The following is a 20360-nucleotide window of genomic DNA, read 5'->3' on the forward strand; positions in this document are numbered from 1 at the left end:
TTTATGGTTTACAGCAAGAAGAGATTTATGCATGTCTATTTGATTTTTAAACCGTAGATATAGCCATTTCTCGAAGCAATAACCGCATAATCATTGAATATAGCAGGTGAAGCTTCAATATATGAATCTATTGGCGCTTTTCCAAGTATCTTCCCGTTTGCCCCATCGATTATATACATGGTGCCGTTTCGCAAAGCTTGCAATATATATGCCTTGCCCTGGCTGTCATAGACATCTACAGGGGATGACCAGGCATAGGTCGGCATTTCCCATCTCCATAGCTCTTGGCCTGTGGCTTTATCAAGGGCCACCATTATTCCCTTGCTTTCATTCTCTGTTCTGGATAGGGTAAATATAACCATATTATCGATGCTTTTCTTTCCTACTATGTTGGTAGAGAGAGCACCTCCATTAGAAGGGCTGGCACCATCTCTGGAAAAAGCTTTATATCCTTTCTCCCAGAGTATTTTACCGGTTTTGCCTTCGATTTTTAATATCCTTGCAGTGCCCTGGCTGCCTTGCCTGTCCACTTCACTGGCAGTATATAATACAGGATTTTCATTTTCTATGTCTAAGGTTATGGAAGCGTCTGTGTCATCAAAGTTATCCACAGTCCAGAGTTCCTTTAAATCCTTATCGATGGCTTTGACCAATCCGCCGTTGTCTGCAAAGAAAATCATATCTTCCCATGCGGCAGGGGAATTTTCAATGCCATAAGTGCTGTACAGCGGATCTGTGCTGTCATCTTCCTTTTCGTATTTATATTTTTTTACTTCCGGATTTATAGTCAACAGCTTTTCTTCGGGCTTAAAGACGGTGTTAAGCTTCAGCTTATAGAAAAGGCCGTTTTCTCCGCCCACATAAAGGGCATCCTCGCTTCTGCTGAATAATGCAGAGGAATCAAAATTCGGCCACAGCCTTGGTGCATCCTTGTCCTCTCCGTCTTGGAGAAAGAGCAGCTTTTGATCAATTAGACTGTATAATCTAAAGCCGAAATCAGGCTTTTCTTTGATGCCTTGTCCTACATATAAAAGCGGGTACCCTCTTGAATCCACCGACACACTGCCTTTTATGGGGCTGCCTGTATCAATAGGCTCTCTTGTCAGCTCTCCGGTAGCTAAATCGATAAAGTAAACCTTGCCGTTTAAAGATGCAATGATTACTTCAACAAAGTTTTCATCCTCTTTGAACTTTTCTTTTATATTCATAATCTTTCTTACTTCAGGACTCCACTTGACCAGAGCAGGCTGGCCTGTCCAGCCGCTTCCCCCGCCCCAGAGCCCCTTTGCTTCAGCCTTGACCTGCCAAAGCTTCTCGATCTTATTGTCCTTTATATCCACAGTACCGTAAGCAGGTGCCGTTCTAAAATTGTTGCCCCTAAAAGTTAACACTCCCGGAACTTCCGTATAAGATAAAGTAAAGGGAAGCAATTCCTTATCAGGTGTGGATTCTTTATCTTTATCATTCTCAGGGAGTTGTTCCCCAGGGTTGTCCATACCAAGAGTAGGCGTTATGGTAAGCCCGGGAAGAAGCTTAAAAATCAATATTGAAACTAATAAAATAAAAAATAGCAGTTTTAATTTTTTCATAGAATTTTCCTCTCTTTTCTGATCGCCGTTCCCCATCGCATTTTTGTACCGGCATGACGCATTATATAGTTATTATACATCAACAGGACTCCGGTTGTCAGATAGTTTATACGAAAAATATTTGCTTTTATTTGGGACATGGTTTATAATTATTACAAATGTGTTACAATTCCCAACCCTCGTAAAAGGAGGTGCTTTTCTGAGGAAATTAGTATTATTGACCGCATTGTTTATAATTTGCTTCAGCGCAAAAACCTATGCTGATCTAGGCGATATAACGCTTAAGAGGGGCATGACACATAAAGATATAACAACCCTTCAAAAGAACCTGGATTTTTTGGGATACTTTAAAAATGATGAATATACAACTTATTATGGAGATAAGACGGAAATCGCAGTAAAAAAGTTTCAAGAGGAAATCGGCCTTAAGGTTGACGGCATCGCAGGCAAGCAGACCATAGATTATATAAAGGCTAGAATCCGTCAAATAGAAGTGGTAAAAGAAAAAGAAGCTGCGGAGAAAAAGCTCGCAGAATCGATACAGCAGGATCTCAAGACCGCCGGGCTTTATAATGGTGAAATAACCTCGCTTATAGATGAGGCTACCCAAGAAGCCATAAAAGCGTTTCAGGAAAAAGAAGGATTGAATGTCAGCGGCGAAGCCGATAATGCTACAATAGCAAAGCTGAATGAGCTATTTCCGAAAAAAATAGAGGAAAAATCAGATAAAACTTCTGTAAGCAGTCGTGCTTTCGTTGATTTCACCAGAAAATACTTAGGCGCTCCATATGTATATGGTGCCTCTTCAGGAAAAGCTTTTGACTGCTCCGGCTTTACAACTTATGTGATGAAGAATTATGGCATAAAGCTGGAAAGAACAGCCACTCAGCAGTTTAAAAAAGGAACACCCATAGATAAAAAGGATTTAGAACCCGGGGATTTGGTTTTCTTCTCCAATAGGGGCAAAACCATAGGACATGTGGGAATATACATAGGAGATCACAAATTCATACACGCCAGTTCATCTCAGAAAAAGATTGTGATCAGTGATTTACGCACATATACGGGCAAGTATCAAGGTGCCCGGAGATATATAGAGTTGAAAGACGAAGAAGAAGTCGAGGGGGGAAAGAAAGAATGACGGCAGTGCCGTCATTCTTTCTTTTTTATGCCAAGACCCCGTTGATTCTACTGTATAAATTATGTTTTAACCTTAGTTGTGCTGACTGATAACGATTGCGAATGCCCCAGGGCATCCTCTCTTGCTCCTGTGGAACAATTCACCTTATGCTTCGAGACTAAGATAATTTGCCCAATATCTCGTTTTCCTGCTCTTCCATGAATTGATTAGTGTAGAGCCTATAGTAATGACCCTTTTCTTCCATAAGCTTGTTATGGTTGCCGTCTTCGATTATCTTTCCATCGCTTATTACCAATATCCTGTCTGCAGACCTTATAGTAGAAAGTCTGTGAGCGATTATAAAGCTGGTTCTTCCTTTTAACACCTTTTGAATGGCATCCTGAATGATCTTCTCAGTCTCTGTATCAACAGAGGAAGTTGCTTCATCCAGCACAAAAATCCTGGGATCTGCAAGGATTGCCCTGGCAAAGGATATGAGCTGCTTTTCTCCCGTAGACAGCCTGCTGCCGCCTTCTCCCACCTCTGTCTCATAGCCGTTTTCAAGCTTCATTATAAAATCATGTGCATTGACCAGCTTTGCTGCTTTTATGATATCATCTGAAGATGCATCAAGCTTGCCGTATCTGATATTGTCCTTCACAGTACCGCTGAACAGATGAGGTGCTTGGAGCACATAGCCAAGGTTCGACTGCAGCCAGGCCTGTGATCTCTCTTTATAATCAACGCCGTCTATCAAAATCTCTCCCTTAACAGGCTCATAGAATCTGCAAAGAAGGTTTACTATGGTGCTTTTCCCCGAACCGGTCTCTCCTACCAGAGCTATGCTCTGGCCTGCTCTTATGTTGAGATTGAAGTTCTCCAGCACTTTTTCCCCATTCTTGTAGGAAAAGCTCACATTTTTAAAAACTATATTTCCTTTTATAGGCGGCCAATTTTCGGGCTTAGGATCGAAGACATCTCCATATCTTTCCAAGACTTCAGGCGTGTCTTTTATTTCCGGTTCAGTCTCTATGAGAGACATTATCCTTTCTGCAGAGGCCTGAGCTGATTGAAATTCGCTGAATATCCTGGCCAGGTCTCTAACCGGCTCAAAAAACTGGATGGTATAGGATATGAAGAGCACTAAAGTACCATAGCTGATGCTCTCAAGCATTACCGCTTTGCCCCCATACCACATTGCCAGGCCGGTGCCTATGCTCCCCAATGTGACCACAAGAGGGAGATAAACGGCCGAATACATAGCCGCCTTCACGGATGAATTATACATATCCAGGGTCAATTCCTTAAATTCCTTAAGATTCTCTTTTTCCCTTACCAAAGTCTTGGTAGTCTTGGCACCCATTATGCCTTCATTAAAAGCTCCGGTGATTCTGGAATTTATTTTCCTCACCTTCCTGTGCGCCTTCAATATTTTTTGCTGAAAATATACGCTGGCTATTGCCAGAAAAGGCACTACAGACAAGCTTATCAATGCAAGCTTAAGATTCATAAAGAGCATTACTATAGCTATGCCCGTCATCATGGTGAAGCCCCAGACCAGATCCACCAAACCCCAGGCTATAGTGTCTCCAAGCCTTTGCACGTCTGAAGTCATCCTCGCCATCATCCACCCCACGGGAGTTTTATCATAGTAGGAAAAGGACAAGTTCTGCAAATTATCAAAGCCTTTATGCCTGATATCATAAACCACCCCTGTTTCGATCTTGCCCGCATTGAGGGCTAAAAGCCTTACATTTGTAGATTGAAACAATACAAGCAGGGCATAAACTCCTGCAAAGATCCATAAACCCTGCAAATGGCCTTTTAATACAAAATTATCTATGGCATATCTCGTCATGATGGGAAAGATTACGTCAATGCCTCCTACCGCCATCATGACCAAGGTAAGCCTTATTACATACTTTTTATAAGGTATTATATATTGAAACAGCTTGCGCCAAAGTCCAAAATCCAATTTTTTAGTATAATCCTGTTCTTGATTGGCTGTCATAATGTCACCTCCTGTTTTAGTCCATATCTATGCTGTAAGCTCTAGGCTGTAAGCGTATCCTCCTTGGAGTTTTGCAGCTCCCATATCCTTCTGTAAAGTCCGGGCTTGGCTACCAGAGCTTCATGATCGCCCATTTCTGTTATTCTGCCATCTTCCATTACCAATATAACATCTGCTTCGGATAAGGTGTTTATCCTATGGGATATGATAAAGGTGGTTACATCCTTTCTTCTCTCCCTCAAAGCTTTTCTTATGGCTGCATCCGTCTCTGTGTCAACAGCGCTCAGGGAGTCATCAAAGATCATGATCGGGCAATCCTTAATCAGAGCTCTTGCTATTGCCACCCTCTGTTTTTGTCCTCCGGACAGGGTTACCCCTCTTTCCCCCACCAATGTGTCATAGCCTTTATCAAATCCTGTTATTACATCATGGACATAGGCTATCCTGGCAGATTGATAGATCCTTTCTTCATCCTCTTCCTCCTGAGCCATCTTCAGATTTTCTTTTATGGTTTTAGAATATAGAAAAGGCTCCTGAAGCACTATGCCTATTTTTTCTCTTATCCATTTCTTGTCTATATCTCTAAGCTCCACTCCGTCGATCTTTATAGAGCCGCTATCATAGTCGTAAAGCCTGTGGAGAAGATGCATCAATGAAGATTTGCCTGAGCCTGTAGGCCCCAGTATGGCGATGGTCTGCCCTTTATTGACGCTGAAGCTTATATCTCGAAGCACTTCCTTGCCATCCTCATACTGAAAATGAACATGGCTGAATTCAAGGTTTCCCTGTATCTCGGGCTTCAAGCCCTCTTCCCCGTCTTTATCCAGCGGCTCATCCAATATCTCCTTTATCCTGCCAATAGCTACAGCGGTCTTCCCCATATCAGTGAGAATCCTGCCCATCTGTCTGACAGGCCACAGCAGCATGCCTTCATAAGTGGTGAATACTACTAAGGTCCCCAGGGTCATGTGCCCTGACACCGTCCAATACACACCAGATACCAGCAGAATCCCCATCTGCAGCATAGACAATAAGTCTGAGAAAGACCAGTACCAGGCTAATAGCTCGATCAGATGGGACACTTTATTCCTGAAGTCCCAATTTATTTCATCGAATTTATCTCTTTCGTAAGGCTGTCTGGCAAATGCCCTTACCACCCTTACTCCTGTAAGATTTTCCTGTAGGATTGAGGTCAGCTTTCCTTCGGACTCATCGCATTCCAGGAATGATTCCTTTATCTTCATGTAATAAAGGGTGGAAAACAGGAATATTGCAGGTATTACCGACATGGCTATAAAGGTCATACGCACATCCAGAGAAAACATTATGCCTATAGCCATTGCCAGCATGAAAATTGCCCTGCCTACCTCCACAAACTGCATTGCCAAAAATCTTCTTACCGTATCTACATCAGACGTGCATCTTTGTATCAAATCCCCTGTTTCGGCTTTGACATAATATCCGTAGCTTACATTTTGCAATCTGTCATAAAGGGCATCCTTCATGTTTTGCGCTATGGATTCGGATGCAACTGCAGACCATTTTCCTTTATAATAAGTAAATATACCGTTTATAATAGCCAATAATACCAAAGCAATGCTGCACATCCAGATGTTTTGTCTTAATGTATCTTGCCCTCCCACAGCCTCAATAATGTTCATTACCCATGACGGCGCGTCCATGACGGTGCCGCCTATCACCGAATCTATTGTATACCGGATGATCAATGGAGACATAAATGAGAATACAGTGGCAAAGCCAATGCTTATTATGGATGCCAAATAAAGGAGTCTGTTGCCCTTCATAAAAGACCATAATAGTTTAAAATTTTTCAAGTTATCTACCCCACCTTCTAAAAAGTCATTAAAAAAGCCACAGATAAAATACTTACTGTGGCTCAATAAATAGCAAACGAGTTGCATAAAAATATAAAAGCCACAGGTATGCACATACCTATGGCCTATTAATCAGGATGTAACGCTATATGTCTACATAGCGCTCCGGCTTAAGGCTAAAGGTCGTGCAAAAAATACTATGCCGTTTACGGCTATTCTATTAAATCCAGCTGTTATTCTTTTCATGATCACGACCTCCTTCCATATTATTTCCATTACAATTATATTCCTAATATTTTATTTTAGCAATAGCATAATTTTTTTGTAACAATTTTGTAATAAGTTTTCATGAGTGCTCTAAAGCAAATATCCTTACCCAATCCCAATTATATTATAAACGATATATCCGGCTTTCGCTAATTAGGCTCTACTGATATTAGGCATAAAATAAAGATACCAACCTTAGCAAAAGATTGATATCTTTAAAATATATTTATAGATAAATAAAGCAAGCAGTTTTAATTTAGCCGATTCTATACTTTTCTAACTTTGCCATATCAACTTCGATGCCGAGACCTGGCCCATCAGGTACTAATAAACACCCATCTTCGTATTCAAAAGGATTTTTAATGATGTCATCTTTGAAGAACCTTGCTGCAGTCTTGGTGCGTTCACATTCCAAAGTACTTGTTATCGGAATAACTGAGGGAAGATTAATGCTACGAGCAGATGAAGCAAGATGCAAATTGGCAGCATTGCCTATGCCAAACTCCCCAGAGCCATTCACATTGCAACGTATACCTGAAGCCTCAGCAACCGCAGCGATCATACGAGCAGGATATAAACCGCCCGGCTTAGCAGAATAGATGGAAATGAAATCACAACCTTTTTGGCTGATCAATTTGATTGCATCAGCTAGCGTCCAACAACTCTCATCTGCACATACCGGAACTTTTAGTAAACTGGTGACCCGTGCCATAGCTTCAAGCCCCTCAACAGGCTGTTCAATATAGAACATTTTATATTCATCCATACGTGTGCACCATTGGACCGCCTCTTTGGCAGAGGGATATGACTGATTGGGATCTATAACTAATGAAATACCCGGTCCAAGGTTTTCTCTTAATTTTTTTACGAGCTCCAAGTCACGCTCAAAATCCAAACCGCCCTTGATCTTAATGTGTTTGATGCCTTCTTGCACTGCCAGAATTGCTTCATTAACCGCATCATCCACTGGCATCAAGCCTAGACTATGTGCTATAGGTATACGTTTGCGATGGCAACCACCTAGCAGTTGGTTTACAGGCCTACCTATTTCTTTTCCCCACATGTCATAGATTGCAACATCAATGGCGGTCTTAGCATATGGATAGCCGCGCACCGCCTGGTCCATCTTACGGTGGATCAATCCTATGTCGAATGGATCCATACCTTTAATGGCTGGGAATAGGTTATTCTCGATTATAACACGGGTAGTGGCTGCTGTTTCTCCGTAGTAGACGCCGAAATCTCCACCCCATTCCGCCATAGCGGTAGATTCTCCCCAACCTTCAACTCCTGTATCTGAAATCAACTTAACCAGCAGGTAACCGGCGCCGATATCTACGGTACTTGTCGCCCATTTATGCTCACGCCTGCTGGGTATTTTTACTTCGTAAAGTTCATAACCTATAATTTTCATAGTCTTATATATCTCCCTTTTCTTGCATTATTAAAATCCATGAGTCACGAGTTGAGTCAACCCATCCCCATCGTAATCCGCTAAACCTATCGTTTCAAGCGTATGTGCCTGAGCATGCAATTTGCCGTCTAAAAGTATATCACTTAGAATAATCAGCGAAGAAATAGCAGGAGTTTCCACATTTACAGCTTTTGCTAGCGATTCTATTGCTGCCAAGCCATAAGGAACATCCTCCATTAAAAATCTATGTTTCAGAGTAGTTGGTGCCATAATCGATTTGTAAGCTTGATTTAGCCTTAATGCTTCACCCAATGTATGCCAAGCTCCGCTTCCCACACCATACCATCCTTTTAAAACTGTTTCTAAAGGAGTCATATCTATGTTTAGTGCGCAACCAATTTGAATACGCTCTTTTTCAACCATATCCACAACATTAGCAACTTTTTCGGTACATCCCTGGGCATAAAAAGCAAAGGTCGATTGCCTGTCAATTTGCCCGGCATTTAAGACCGCCAATGGTACATGAAAGATTGCATTAGTATTGCGTAAAGCTACTTCAAAAATGTTACTGCATATCTGCCAATCCTCAAACAGTTCTTTCACAAGGACCTGTGCACGCCCATTATGTGCCGAAGGAAAGGCAGCAAAACTCAAACCGTTCTTCATACCGTTAATGTTTACATCAAAATCCTTAGTTACGGTACTCATATGACGAATATACTCTGCTTCTATCAGCAATACATCTGCCAAATTAGCATTATTTCGCATACTCTTATGTAGGTATGCTGAAATACCCATGATTGTAGGTGAGAATATCACCGCCTGACCATCTTGCAAAATAGAAGCTAACGCGTTAGCATAGTGCAGTTGGACATGTGAAGGCACTGCAACTATAATAACTTCTGCGTTTTTAATAGCCTGACTCATTTCGCTGGTAACACTATGTATAAAGGCAAATCCACTTTGCAGCTTATCTACCTTAGGCGCTATATTAACCTGTATTCCACCTTTTTCAATGATTCTATCCATCTTTTCATAGTAGTTTGGTGCTTCATAGATTCCAATGTCAAAACCACGCAGCGACAATTCTGCAGCATAGGCTCTTGCGCTAGCACCTCCCCCCAATATTGCAATTCTTTTAATCATTTTATCCTCCTTAACGGTCTGCTATTTTAAAAAGCTTATCATAAGGTTTATTTGCCGAGATTACTTTACAACCGCTTTCAGTTACTAATACTTCGTTTTCCAATTGAAAACCGAAACAGTCGGGTTTGATCATAATAGGCTCTACACACATAGCCATACCAGCCTGTAGAATATTTCGAGCATAACGACCAATATAAGGCTCTTCGTGAAGAGACAAACCAAGACCATGTCCCACAAAATCTACCGCTGGATAATTCCATTCTTCAAACTGACGGAGAAAATCGTCATAAATATCTTTAGTATCTGCGCCGGGACGAATCTTAGAAACTATTTCATCATGGGATTGCACCAATCTAGACCAAATTAGATTGTGTTCATCTGTAGGTTCGCCTACCACTGCCGACCTGCAAACATCACAGTAATAACCCTTTTTGTCTACACCAACCAAATCTATACGCACTACATCACCGGATTTGAGCACACGGTCCGTAGCAGGTGCATTCAGGAAGCAGCTGCGCTCGCCGGAAGCAACGGTTAAAACAGTCAGTTTATCGCCGCCTATTGCGCTGAAGCCTTTGACAATGATATTTTTAATATCATTTTCAGTCATGCCTGCATGAACGCCGGAAAAGGCTGAGTAAATTACATCTTCTGCTTGACTGCCGAATGCCTCTATACGCTCTATTTCAAAAAACAATTTAACTTTACGCAATTTCTCAAAAAGCTCTTGGGCATCAACTAATTCAATTGAGGGTACAGCTTTTACAAGCTTAAGATAATCCTTGTAAGGTAAATAATTCATCTCAATTCCTACCCTTTTACCATCCAGTCCAAGATCTAACATCTTTTGACCCGCAATTACTATTGGATCTTGTGTAAACTCGTTGTACGAACTTATATGTGCACTATCAAGCCAACTGGATGATTTGACCAAGCCCTCTTCAATGTTGACAACTACAGTTTTACTTTGTCCCTGTGCGTTTAAAATATGGATGGCATGTCTGCTTCTTACGGTTACTTGTGTTGGCACCATCACACCTGATACATAGCCAAAATTTTCTGGAGTCATTGCTACTAATCCATCTAGATTATACTCCCGCATTAATTCCTGTTGCGCTTTTATTACTTCGTGCATTGTTTTCCTCCTTTAAAAGCATGCATATTTTAAATGATTAGTATTTTAAAAATAAATAAAATACTTTAATTTTATAAAAGACTTATTCAAAACTAATTATTTTCATACATATCTAGAAATTCATTATTTTTCAGTTATGAAATTCCTAACGCATCTGTATTTCTGATTAGATCTCAATCAGATAGTTATTAACGCTAGCATAATGTGCTGCACAAATGTTACGAATAAAGGGCAAATCACAGCTGGAAAAAGCATCGGCAATTATCACATGCTCAGCATAAGAAGCCTTTTTTCTGGATTCATCAGCTGCAATAGCTACACGCTCATCGTAAATAGTGTTAGTGACGTCGGAACATATGCTCCACAATACCTTGTTGCCACAGGCTTGCCAAATAATATCATGGAACATTATATCATGCTCGATAAACTCTACTTCCGAGCAATGCTCAATATCAAGCTGTTCCACACAATGTTTTAACTTTTCCCCAACATCAGCAAGCTGGCCTGTGGGGATCAATTCTAAAGCCTTGATTTCCAGTGCTGTTCGAACATTATGCAAATCTATGGCCTGATCCTTGTGCAAAGCAATCCATTTTACCGAATTACCGCTTTCTAATATATCTGTTGAATTGATATAGATACCGCTGCATTGGCGGATTTCCAAAGCGCCCATTGTCTGCAGTACTTTAATAACCTCACGCAAAGAGTTGCGGCTGCAACCAAATTCCTTCGCAAGAGCACGCTCAGACATGATTCGATCTCCCTGCTGATAGTTGCCTTCTCTGAGATATTCAAGAAAACGATTGAGCAATACATTATCTTTCTTTAAATATTTTAGTGGCATCCTTTCCCTCCACCCCCATAATTGGAATATACTGGTTTACAATTTCTATTATGAGCCTCTTCTTGTAGTATGTAAATATCATACTGCAAAAATCTGCGCCCCTATTTTAAGAGCAGATTTGGCAAGAATGTAACTATAGCCGGCACATATGTGATGATTATCAAGACTAACGTTGCAATACCAATCCATGGCCAAATTTGCTTAACAAGAACATTTGAAGGCACTTTGGTAACCTGTGCTGTAGTAAACAGAGTAATACCAACCGGCGGTGTAAGCATGCCAATGATCAGATTAATGCACATCACTATTCCAAAATGCAGCGGATCTATGCCGACAGCGTTTATAACGGGCAGAAGAACCGGCACCAAAATGATGATTGCCGCAGTAGTCTCCATTACCATACCTACTATAAACAGCAATATATTAATCAGCAGCAATAAGATATATTTGTTGGTAGTTATAGCAAGTAAAGCCTCTGCTATCATAGTAGGAATTTGATCCAGTGCCAGTGTCCAACCCAAAATATTAGACATAGCTACTATGAATAGGATACTTGCGCTTATTACTCCTGTACGTTCGAGAATATGTGGCAGTTGCGACCATTTTAACTTACGGTATATAAATGCGCCGACAATCAATGCGGTAAAGCATGCACTTGCGGCGGCCTCCGTCGGTGTGGTTATTCCGCCTAAAATTCCGCCTAGTATTACAACCGGAACAATCAGAGCCGGCACAGCCTCCAAAACATTTTTAATGACATCTTTGAGCCTTATACGCGGGTGGGTGGGTATATCCCTATTTTTTACATAAATGCCGATCAGCGCAAAATACCCGCATGTCATCATAAGGCCAGGAATTATTCCTGCAAAAAACAGTTTTGCAACCGATACATTCGCTGCAACGCCGAAAACAATAAATACCATACTAGGCGGAATAATCGGGCCAAGCAGCGATGTCCCAGCTATTAAACTAGCACTAAAGCCATCTTCATAACCATCCTTGCGCATCTCCTCAAACATAGTATCGCCCAGCAATGCCGCAGATGCATTTGCAGAACCCAGCAAAGCGCCTAACGCGGTACCGACCAAAACAGTCGTATAAGCTATCCCTCCTTTGATATGGCCTATGAAGGCACGCATCATGTTCGCCAGTTTCTCCGTAATTCCTCCAAAACCCATTATCTCACCGGCTAGGATAAACAATGGAATAGCCATAAGGCTAAAATTATTTACTGCGGCAAACATGCGTTGTGGAAGCATAGCAAACAATTTAACATCACCCATTAAAATTGCATGTGTTATAGCCGTAGATCCTAAAACATAGGCTATCGGAAGACCGATTGCAATGGTTATAATAAATACGAGCAATACAATGATCACTTGGATACCTCCTCACTCGGCCTATCAAATATACAGATGCAGCGTATTATGATCTGAACCATCAAGATTCCAAGACCAATCGGGGCACAAATGTACACAATCGGCATTGGTAAATGAAGCCCTGCAGACTTCTGCATTATTGTACCCGGAAGTTTTACCAGATCTACGCTGTATTTAAACAACATTGTGGTGATCACCAACATTATTAGATCAGTGATTATGAACAGAGCTTTCTTAATTGTTTTGGGCATCATCTCAACCAGCAAATCTACACGAGACAAGCTATTTTCTTTAAAAGCGATGGAAGCACCGAAGAAGGTTATCCAAATCATAGAAAAACGCGCTAATTCTTCCGACCATGAAAGCGGGCTGTGAAAGAAATACCTAAAAACAACTTGCATCAATATCACAATAGCCATAGCGGCAACAAGAATCTGTAGGAAAATGCGAAAAACTTTATCTAAAATATCTCCGAAAGTCTTGATTACTTTCATGTTATAATCTCCTTTCAGGTAAAAATAAGAACAGTATCCTGCTTATCAGAATGTTTTTTCACTAGTTTCACAAAATCTCCTACTTATTTGCTTTCGCTTCAGCTACAAAATCAGCAATACGCTTGTCCAGATTGCTGTATTTCTCCACTACCGGAGCTACTGCGTCATTAAAACGCTTAACTTCTTCTTCACTCAAAGTATTGATCTTAAACCCAGCTTCAGTCAGCAGATTGCGGTAGTGATCTTCGCACTCAATAATATTATCGACATTGTAATCTACTGCTTCTTCTGCAGCTTCCAGTATTATCTGCTGATCTTCAGGAGAAAAGGAATCAAAACGAGCTTTGTTTATTGCCAGCAGGCCAGGCCACATAAAGTGCTTCAGTTCGGTCATGCTATTGGAAACTTCAAAGAACTTCTCAAGGTATATTGCGCTGAAGTCAGCTTCGCAGGAGTCGATGACCTTGTTCTGCAAGCCGCTGTAGACCTCACCATATGCCATGGGTGTAGGAGCAGAACCAAGTGCTTTAAACATATCTAAGAATAAATCAGACTCAGCAGTACGGATCTTCAAATTTTTCATACCATCTATGGAGTTAACATCTTTTCCGTTTACAACAATGTGGCGGAAGCCCGTATTATATATCGCCAATGCTTTGATACCCAGATTCAATTCGGTAATTCCATCTAGTAATGCCTTATTAGCTTCACTCTTGATAGTTTTCCTATATTGCTCCATATCAGAAAATAAAAATGGAATCTGCCAAGCATTGGTGAGCTTAGTATAATTGGAGAACATTATAGAACTTATCTCAACCATATCCAATGAACCCTGCATAACCATCTCAGCTACTTCGTTATCCTGACCAAGTTGTCGAGATGAATAGACATCGACCTTAATACGACCATTGCTTTTCTCATTTACCAGGCGGGCAAACTCCAAAGCTGCAAGATTCATTGGGTGATCTTTTTGCACCGAAGTTGCCAATCGCATAGTTATGGCTTCATCTGACGTTTTACTGCCGGCTTGTGCATCGCTTGCACCAGCAGCACTATTTCCAGCAGAATCTCCCTGGGCCTTTCCATTGGAACATCCTGCAATGCTAACCATCATCAATACTATTAAGCATATAGATATCATACGGTTCATATTTATCTTTTTCATTTTTTATCCTCCTCGTTTTTATTTGCCTTGTTTTCGCGCAGCGCTCTGAGCACATCTGCGGGAGTAATAGGTAAATCATTAAAACGTATCCCTATCGCATCCTCCACAGCATCCACTATAGCGGGGATTATCGGTATAAGCGAAGGTTCCCCAATGCCCTTGGCTCCGAAAGGTCCGGTTTTACAATCCGTCTCAATGAGCAACGGATAAATTTTGGGCATGTCCATTGATGTCGGAATCAAATACTTGGAATATATAGGATTAGTAATCAAGCCATTCTTATACTCCACCTTTTCCATCAACGCAAAGCCTTGCCCCATTACCACACCGCCCTCAATTTGTCCTTCCGCCATCGCCGTATTGATCACAGTGCCTACATCATGCGCACTAACCGCATTTATCAATGTTATAATACCGGTATCTGTATCTACCTCTACTTCGGCAATAGCTGTAGCATAAGAATAGACTTCATAAGGACTCCCCTGCTTTGTTGCAGGATCAATAGGTATCGTTCGAGGATTATATGTACCTGCCCCCACAGGAATGCGGCCTTGTGCTGCTGCCATCTTCATTAAATCAGCATATGATATGCCTACCTTAGGATCACATGCGTTGCTTATGCGCCCATTACGGAAAACGAGCTCGTCCTGTGATACATTTAAATATTTTGCAGCAACCTCAGCAATTGTTGCTTTTGCCTGCTTTGCCGCTTGCTGCGCAGCGTTGCCTGATACAAAAGTTTGTCTGCTGGCACTGGTTGCACCGCCATCAGGTGTTACCATAGTATCAGCTGCAATCACATGGATAGATTCATATGGAAGACCCAGTTCCTCAGCCACAATCTGTGCGATTGCGGTTGATGATCCTTGCCCTATATCAGCACTCCCAATCATTAAATTCACAGTAGCATCCGGTAATACCTCTAAAAAAGCAGCGCCTGGGTTCGCAGAACCAGTATTGCCAATGCCATACCACATGCATCCTACGCCCTTTCCGTTCTTCTTAACAGTTGTGTCTTTTGTTTTGCTTATCATAACCTCATTGGCTTTATCTCTGGCTTGTTCCAAGGTTTCAATAAATCCAACATTATCTTCCAGCAATTGCCCGGTCGATGTGATTGTTCCAACTTTATGCGCATTGAGCAACCTCAGTTCAATAGGATCCATTTTAAGCGCACGCGCCAGTGCATTCATCTGTCCTTCATGGCAAAAAGCTGCCTGTGGTGCACCAAACCCACGAAATGCTCCTGCCACAGGATTGTTAGTATACACTAAGACACATTCGCCTCGCACGTTAGGTATCTCATAAGGACCCATAAAATGCATGATTGCACGACTGGCGACCGAAGGCCCATAAGAAGCATAGGCACCTGTATCAGAAACCATTTTGGCTTCAAATGCCAATACCTTGCCATCCTTTGTTGCACCTGTTTTTGCATCTATATAAAAGGGATGCCTCTTTGAGGAAACAAGTGTGGATTCCGTACGCGAACGCACCATCTTGACTGGGAGACCGGTACGCTGTGCAAGAAGTGCAATGTGCGCTTGCACAGAAACATCCAGCTTGCCTCCAAAGCCTCCACCGGTTGTGGTTTGTATTACCCTAACTCTGTTCATAGGCAAATCCAGAACACGTGAGATCTCATTACGGCAGTAATGTGGATTTTGAGTGCAGCAATATATGGTCATGATACCATTTTCCATGCGGGCAATACCTGCCTCTGTTTCTAAAAACATATGGGAAAGCATTGGTGTCGTATATCGATTCTCAACTATGACATCACACTGAGCAAAAGCCGCATCAACATCCCCATGCGAAAAGTCCTTGCGTATCATGATATTGCCATCTGGATGGATCTTGGGCGCATCTTCTTTCATTGCCTTTTCGACAGAAAAGACGGGCTCAAGTATTTCATATTCTACATGCACACACTGCATAGCCTCTTGGACTTGCTGAGGCGTTTCAGCTGCAATTATTGCAACGGCATCACCAATGCGCCTGACCACATCTTCAGCCAGCACAAACTCATCTTTCACAATAATGCCTATGCTGTTGCTGCCCGGAATATCTGCCGATGTCATGACGGCATGAACTCCCGGCATGGCTTTAGCTTCTTGGGTATCTACGCTTAATATCTTGGCAAAAGGATGTATGCTCCTGACTACACCTGCATACAATTGTCCCTCGAAGTCAATATCGCACGCATATTCAGCATCACCTGTAACTTTCTTCAAAGCATCTTTCCTTACAAAACTTTTCCCGACTGTAAAAAAGTTGTTATTCATCTTATTACACCTCACCCTGACTCTCCGCTGCCATTTTTACTGCTTGTACAATCTTTGCGTATCCCGTGCATCTGCATAAATTCCCGGACATCGCTATTTTTATCTCTTCATCAGTAGGGTATTGATTGCGCATAAGGAGTGCCTTGGCTGACATCAGCATTCCGGGAGTGCAAAAGCCGCATTGCACCGCACCGCTTTCCATAAATGCATTTTGGAGTTTATCCAGCTTTCCGTCACTGGATAAGCCCTCTGTTGTTATAATTGTATCGCCCTGAATTTGCCCGGCTAAGATACAGCAAGAAGTCACAGCATAACCATTGCGAATAACGGTGCATGCCCCGCATTCTCCCTCTGAGCAGCCTTCTTTGACACTCTTGCATCTACAGTCCTCACGCAATAAATCTAGTAATCGCTTGTTTGGATCTGTGTCTATTTCCATGTGCTTCCCATTCAAAACAAATTTAATATGAATCTTTTGCATATGCCATTTACTCCTTTATAAAAGCGCACTAATAATTTGATTAAACGCCTGTTTGGCGGCCCCACGCACACTTTCGCTCTTATAGCCTACCGATGCACGGTTAGGGATCAGTTGCTTAACAGTTTCCGATAAAACAGGAATGCAAGCATCAAAAGCTTTTTCACCGACCGGCTGTCCAATAAGCATCTGCTCAGCATTAATTATGCGCCTTGGGAAACGAGAGACTGCGCCTAATACTACGCGGGCATCCGTACAAATGCCATCGTCATCGCAGCGCAACATAATCGCCAGACCCAGGACCACTATAGCCAAAGCCTTACGCTTCGCAAGCTTGACATATGTACTGGCTTGGGCCATTTTACTGCATGGGATGCGTATATCCCGTATAAGCTCATGCTCCCTCAGGGCAGTGGCTCTCTCACCGGCAAAAAAATCGCATACCGCCATATTCCGCAGGCCCAGCATGCTCACCAACGTCAATTCAGCATCCAGGCTCATCAGCGGAGCTATGGAATCAGCTGCAACCGAAGCATTGGCAATATTGCCGCCGAGAGTACCCAGATTGCGTATCTGCGGAGATCCTACACTGCAGGCAGCCTCATAAAGGGCTTGAGCATGCTGGCAAATCAACGGCTCATTTTGCAATTCGGTAAATGTGGTAAGGGATCCGATTTTCAAATACCCATCCTGTACAGAGATACCCTTAAACTCAGAAATTTTGCTGATATCCATTACATGTTCAGGGCAAACCTGCCTTTCATGCAGTGCAGGCACAATATCCGTGCCTCCTGCCACAGCAACACAGCTGTTCCCAAATTGCGCACGGAGCGCAACAGCTTCGTCCATAGAACACGGTAAATGATAACAAAACATATTCATGTGAATACCCTCTTTCATATCCCCTGTAAGGAGTTATTCGATATCAGCTATGATTTGCTTCAGTCCTTCCGCATTCTTCGCCCCTGAAATGCCTAACTTTTCCAGGGTAAGACCTTCGGCCATATAATTTATACCATTTATTCGGCTGCACAATTCGATAAAGCTATCCATAATAGGCGTGGGGACACCTACGATATCACCAATAAGACTCATAGGAACCAAACCATTGCCAACATCCTCACTGATATATCTATCCTGTAGAGTGGATGGGCTCTTAATATCCTTATTGGGTTTTGACTGCTTCAATGCCAAATAGATCGAATCCTGGTCAAATGCTTCCTTTGTGGTAAAACCCCAGTTATAGAACATATCAAGAAAACTATCTATATGTATTCCTAAAGCAGAAGCAACCTGTAAACGCTCCTCATCCAAAGCCCGGATCAAAGTCGCTACAGCGGGCGAGGTACCCTCGTTATAGATTGTAAAGTCACCGCCCGTACGCTCTATCAATGCAGCATTAAGCAGCATAGCCGGCGGATGCATAACAGCATTGAGATCAGCCATAGCAGTGTATAATACGTTTGGCACACGCTCTAAAGAAGGGTACATCTTCATAATCTTTTCAACGTCTTTATTGTTCGCCGGAATAGATGCCAAATACGCTTTTCCAACAATGTTGTGAATGCCGATCGTATGAGCATCCACTAACCGAGTAACATAAGTAAGTGTATTTGTTTCGCAAAGATTCAACTTCTGTGTATAGCCGTTCTTGCGCAAGTAGCCTGCAAATTGAAGCGCACCACCCATATGGCCCGGGTTGAGCATGACGAGCTGCTTTTCCGAAAGCACTGGGGCAACTGCAGCTGCATAGAACTCATGTCCGATAGAAGGCACACATACCATAATAACTTCCGCGTCGCGGATTGCTTGGCAAATATCCGTCTCTACCTTATGAATACACACGCGCTGATTCACCAGCGCATCACCCTTAATATCAATATGTCCATCTTCCATCAACGCCGCCAGAGAAGAGGCTTTACGGTTGGTCATCGTAACCGCATGACCTAAAAGTGTCATATGCGCGGCTGCCGCGACAGCTCCGTTTCCCGCACCTAAAATTGTTATTCTCATATTTTGCTTCACTCCTTTTGCCAACTCATGGATATTTCATCTTTATGATTTCTTCTCTCTTCAAAAATCTGTGCAGGATAATATAAATCAGGAAGCTCACCAGCACACTGAGCTATACCCGTTTTTATGATCTTGGTCATCTCCGCCACACGCAAACCGGTGTTCTCAGCAGTTTCCAATGCAATCTGATCTTCCTCAATGCTGCCGTATTGCCAAGTTGGAGCATAACCAGCCACACCAAAGTATGATTTTGGCATATCGCCAGTCACAGGAATACAAGACATCAATAGAAAAGATTCTAAGAAAAATTGTATAGTAAGTTCCTGTCCACCCCAGCGTGATGAACCTTGCACAACTGCCGCGCAGGGCTTGTTCAAGCGAGGTACTTTGCCCTTCAGATAAGAAAACATTATATTGCCCATCCTATCCAAAGCAGCCTTAACCTGTGCGGGAGGACCTACATGATACACTGGTGCAGACCAAATTACGCCATCTGCCCCCATATAGCGTTCAAATAAATCATTGAGGTCATCTTTGATTGAGCACTTTCCATTTTTCATACAGTAGGCCATACAATCAGCTTTGCAGCCGTGAAACATTTTGCCCGTAAAATTAAAAACCTCAGTCTCTACACCTTGAACTTTACGTGCACCTGCCAAAGCCCTCTCAAGCATGATGGAGGAGTTATTGTTTTTCCGTGGGCTTCCGTTAATACCAAGTATCCTGATAGTCATTGCATTTCTCCTTTCCTCTTGGGATAATAGAAACATTATTCCAAATTGGTAGTTCCAACCTTATAGAGTTGCTATTGTATTATATAAGCGGCTATCATTAATACTAGAAGCCTCATTATTTGCATCCTTTTCTAAAGCCTCTAATCCAAAGCCTTCTCGGACATAATACAAATGACTTAGTACAACATTAACAAGATGAAGTTCTAATTTTATGATGCATACTGTCATTAAAAAAGTTCGCTATTGGTATAATTGGTACTACCACTTTTATATTACTACCTATTTTAAAAAAATGCAATATATTTTATATAAATACTCAGAAAAGTCTTGAAACTTTACTTAGACTAAGAGCTTCTATTCTGCTATATAGTTATAAAAGAAGCTTATGGAACTATGATTTTCCATAAGCTTCTTTTATAACTTCAAGCACTACCTAAACATAATATTATAA

General features: G+C 42.0%; 16 protein-coding genes. 1 reads left to right on the top strand and 15 read right to left on the bottom strand.

The genetic code is table 11. From position 1 onward, the window contains the following. Positions 1–35: 35 nt before the first annotated feature. A complete protein-coding gene (locus tag AC4HCY_RS00650; protein WP_491095165.1) occupies positions 36–1589 on the bottom strand; it encodes an outer membrane protein assembly factor BamB family protein in 1554 nt (517 codons plus the stop codon). A 292-nt stretch (positions 1590–1881) separates the two neighbouring features. Here AC4HCY_RS00650 and AC4HCY_RS00655 point away from each other — a divergent pair, with 292 nt between their 5' ends. Further along, positions 1882–2730, top strand: a complete 849-nt coding sequence (locus tag AC4HCY_RS00655) for a C40 family peptidase (protein ID WP_323432629.1) — start codon at positions 1882–1884, stop codon at positions 2728–2730. Between the two features lie 157 nt (positions 2731–2887). Here AC4HCY_RS00655 and AC4HCY_RS00660 read toward each other — a convergent pair whose 3' ends face one another. The 14 genes from AC4HCY_RS00660 to AC4HCY_RS00725 form a co-directional block, all read right to left on the bottom strand. Then, positions 2888–4720, bottom strand: coding sequence for an ABC transporter ATP-binding protein (locus AC4HCY_RS00660; RefSeq protein ID WP_323432630.1), 1833 nt, complete (start codon positions 4718–4720; stop codon positions 2888–2890). 41 nt (positions 4721–4761) lie between these two features. After that, positions 4762–6555: an ABC transporter ATP-binding protein gene (locus tag AC4HCY_RS00665; protein ID WP_491095166.1), complete on the bottom strand. Its 1794-nt coding sequence runs from the start codon at positions 6553–6555 to the stop codon at positions 4762–4764. 523 nt (positions 6556–7078) lie between these two features. Continuing rightward, positions 7079–8236, bottom strand: coding sequence for a mandelate racemase/muconate lactonizing enzyme family protein (locus tag AC4HCY_RS00670; RefSeq protein ID WP_491095167.1), 1158 nt, complete (start codon positions 8234–8236; stop codon positions 7079–7081). Positions 8237–8266: 30 nt separating this feature from the next. After that, complete coding sequence (locus AC4HCY_RS00675) at positions 8267–9382, bottom strand: NAD/NADP octopine/nopaline dehydrogenase family protein (protein ID WP_323433001.1); 1116 nt, start codon at positions 9380–9382, stop codon at positions 8267–8269. A gap of 10 nt (positions 9383–9392) precedes the next feature. Further along, positions 9393–10517 (bottom strand): Xaa-Pro peptidase family protein, encoded by a 1125-nt coding sequence (locus tag AC4HCY_RS00680; RefSeq protein ID WP_323433002.1) that lies wholly within the window; start codon positions 10515–10517, stop codon positions 9393–9395. Between the two features lie 166 nt (positions 10518–10683). Continuing rightward, positions 10684–11361 (bottom strand): FadR/GntR family transcriptional regulator, encoded by a 678-nt coding sequence (locus tag AC4HCY_RS00685; RefSeq protein WP_323433003.1) that lies wholly within the window; start codon positions 11359–11361, stop codon positions 10684–10686. A 101-nt stretch (positions 11362–11462) separates the two neighbouring features. Further along, positions 11463–12740, bottom strand: coding sequence for a TRAP transporter large permease (locus AC4HCY_RS00690; RefSeq protein ID WP_323433004.1), 1278 nt, complete (start codon positions 12738–12740; stop codon positions 11463–11465). Then, positions 12737–13234 (bottom strand): TRAP transporter small permease, encoded by a 498-nt coding sequence (locus AC4HCY_RS00695; protein WP_323433005.1) that lies wholly within the window; start codon positions 13232–13234, stop codon positions 12737–12739. Before AC4HCY_RS00695 ends, AC4HCY_RS00690 begins: the two co-directional genes overlap by 4 nt. A 79-nt stretch (positions 13235–13313) precedes the next feature. Then, complete coding sequence (locus tag AC4HCY_RS00700; RefSeq protein ID WP_323433006.1) at positions 13314–14399, bottom strand: TRAP transporter substrate-binding protein; 1086 nt, start codon at positions 14397–14399, stop codon at positions 13314–13316. Further along, positions 14396–16684, bottom strand: a complete 2289-nt coding sequence (locus AC4HCY_RS00705; protein WP_491095168.1) for a xanthine dehydrogenase family protein molybdopterin-binding subunit — start codon at positions 16682–16684, stop codon at positions 14396–14398. Before AC4HCY_RS00705 ends, AC4HCY_RS00700 begins: the two co-directional genes overlap by 4 nt. A 4-nt stretch (positions 16685–16688) precedes the next feature. Continuing rightward, positions 16689–17165, bottom strand: a complete 477-nt coding sequence (locus AC4HCY_RS00710) for a (2Fe-2S)-binding protein (protein WP_323433008.1) — start codon at positions 17163–17165, stop codon at positions 16689–16691. Positions 17166–17180: 15 nt separating this feature from the next. Continuing rightward, positions 17181–18044, bottom strand: a complete 864-nt coding sequence (locus tag AC4HCY_RS00715; protein ID WP_491095169.1) for an FAD binding domain-containing protein — start codon at positions 18042–18044, stop codon at positions 17181–17183. Between the two features lie 33 nt (positions 18045–18077). After that, positions 18078–19175: an NAD/NADP octopine/nopaline dehydrogenase family protein gene (locus AC4HCY_RS00720; RefSeq protein WP_323433010.1), complete on the bottom strand. Its 1098-nt coding sequence runs from the start codon at positions 19173–19175 to the stop codon at positions 18078–18080. An 8-nt stretch (positions 19176–19183) separates the two neighbouring features. Further along, entirely contained in the window at positions 19184–19909 is a 726-nt protein-coding gene (locus tag AC4HCY_RS00725; RefSeq protein ID WP_323433011.1) for a flavodoxin family protein, read from the bottom strand. Positions 19910–20360: the final 451 nt, after the last annotated feature.

Source organism: Lutispora sp. QWL-02 (genome assembly GCF_058315355.1).

Excerpts from the sequence above, each read along its gene's own strand:
- AC4HCY_RS00680 (WP_323433002.1), bottom strand. The coding sequence starts at position 10,517 with ATGCACGAAGTAATAAAAGCGCAACAGGAATTAATGCGGGAGTATAAT.
- AC4HCY_RS00715 (WP_491095169.1), bottom strand. The coding sequence starts at position 18,044 with ATGAATATGTTTTGTTATCATTTACCGTGTTCTATGGACGAAGCTGTT.
- AC4HCY_RS00705 (WP_491095168.1), bottom strand. The coding sequence starts at position 16,684 with ATGAATAACAACTTTTTTACAGTCGGGAAAAGTTTTGTAAGGAAAGAT.
- AC4HCY_RS00675 (WP_323433001.1), bottom strand. The coding sequence starts at position 9,382 with ATGATTAAAAGAATTGCAATATTGGGGGGAGGTGCTAGCGCAAGAGCC.
- AC4HCY_RS00650 (WP_491095165.1), bottom strand. The coding sequence starts at position 1,589 with ATGAAAAAATTAAAACTGCTATTTTTTATTTTATTAGTTTCAATATTG.
- AC4HCY_RS00710 (WP_323433008.1), bottom strand. The coding sequence starts at position 17,165 with ATGCAAAAGATTCATATTAAATTTGTTTTGAATGGGAAGCACATGGAA.
- AC4HCY_RS00655 (WP_323432629.1), top strand. The coding sequence starts at position 1,882 with ATGACACATAAAGATATAACAACCCTTCAAAAGAACCTGGATTTTTTG.
- AC4HCY_RS00695 (WP_323433005.1), bottom strand. The coding sequence starts at position 13,234 with ATGAAAGTAATCAAGACTTTCGGAGATATTTTAGATAAAGTTTTTCGC.
- AC4HCY_RS00660 (WP_323432630.1), bottom strand. The coding sequence starts at position 4,720 with ATGACAGCCAATCAAGAACAGGATTATACTAAAAAATTGGATTTTGGA.
- AC4HCY_RS00685 (WP_323433003.1), bottom strand. The coding sequence starts at position 11,361 with ATGCCACTAAAATATTTAAAGAAAGATAATGTATTGCTCAATCGTTTT.
- AC4HCY_RS00725 (WP_323433011.1), bottom strand. The coding sequence starts at position 19,909 with ATGACTATCAGGATACTTGGTATTAACGGAAGCCCACGGAAAAACAAT.
- AC4HCY_RS00670 (WP_491095167.1), bottom strand. The coding sequence starts at position 8,236 with ATGAAAATTATAGGTTATGAACTTTACGAAGTAAAAATACCCAGCAGG.
- AC4HCY_RS00720 (WP_323433010.1), bottom strand. The coding sequence starts at position 19,175 with ATGAGAATAACAATTTTAGGTGCGGGAAACGGAGCTGTCGCGGCAGCC.
- AC4HCY_RS00700 (WP_323433006.1), bottom strand. The coding sequence starts at position 14,399 with ATGAAAAAGATAAATATGAACCGTATGATATCTATATGCTTAATAGTA.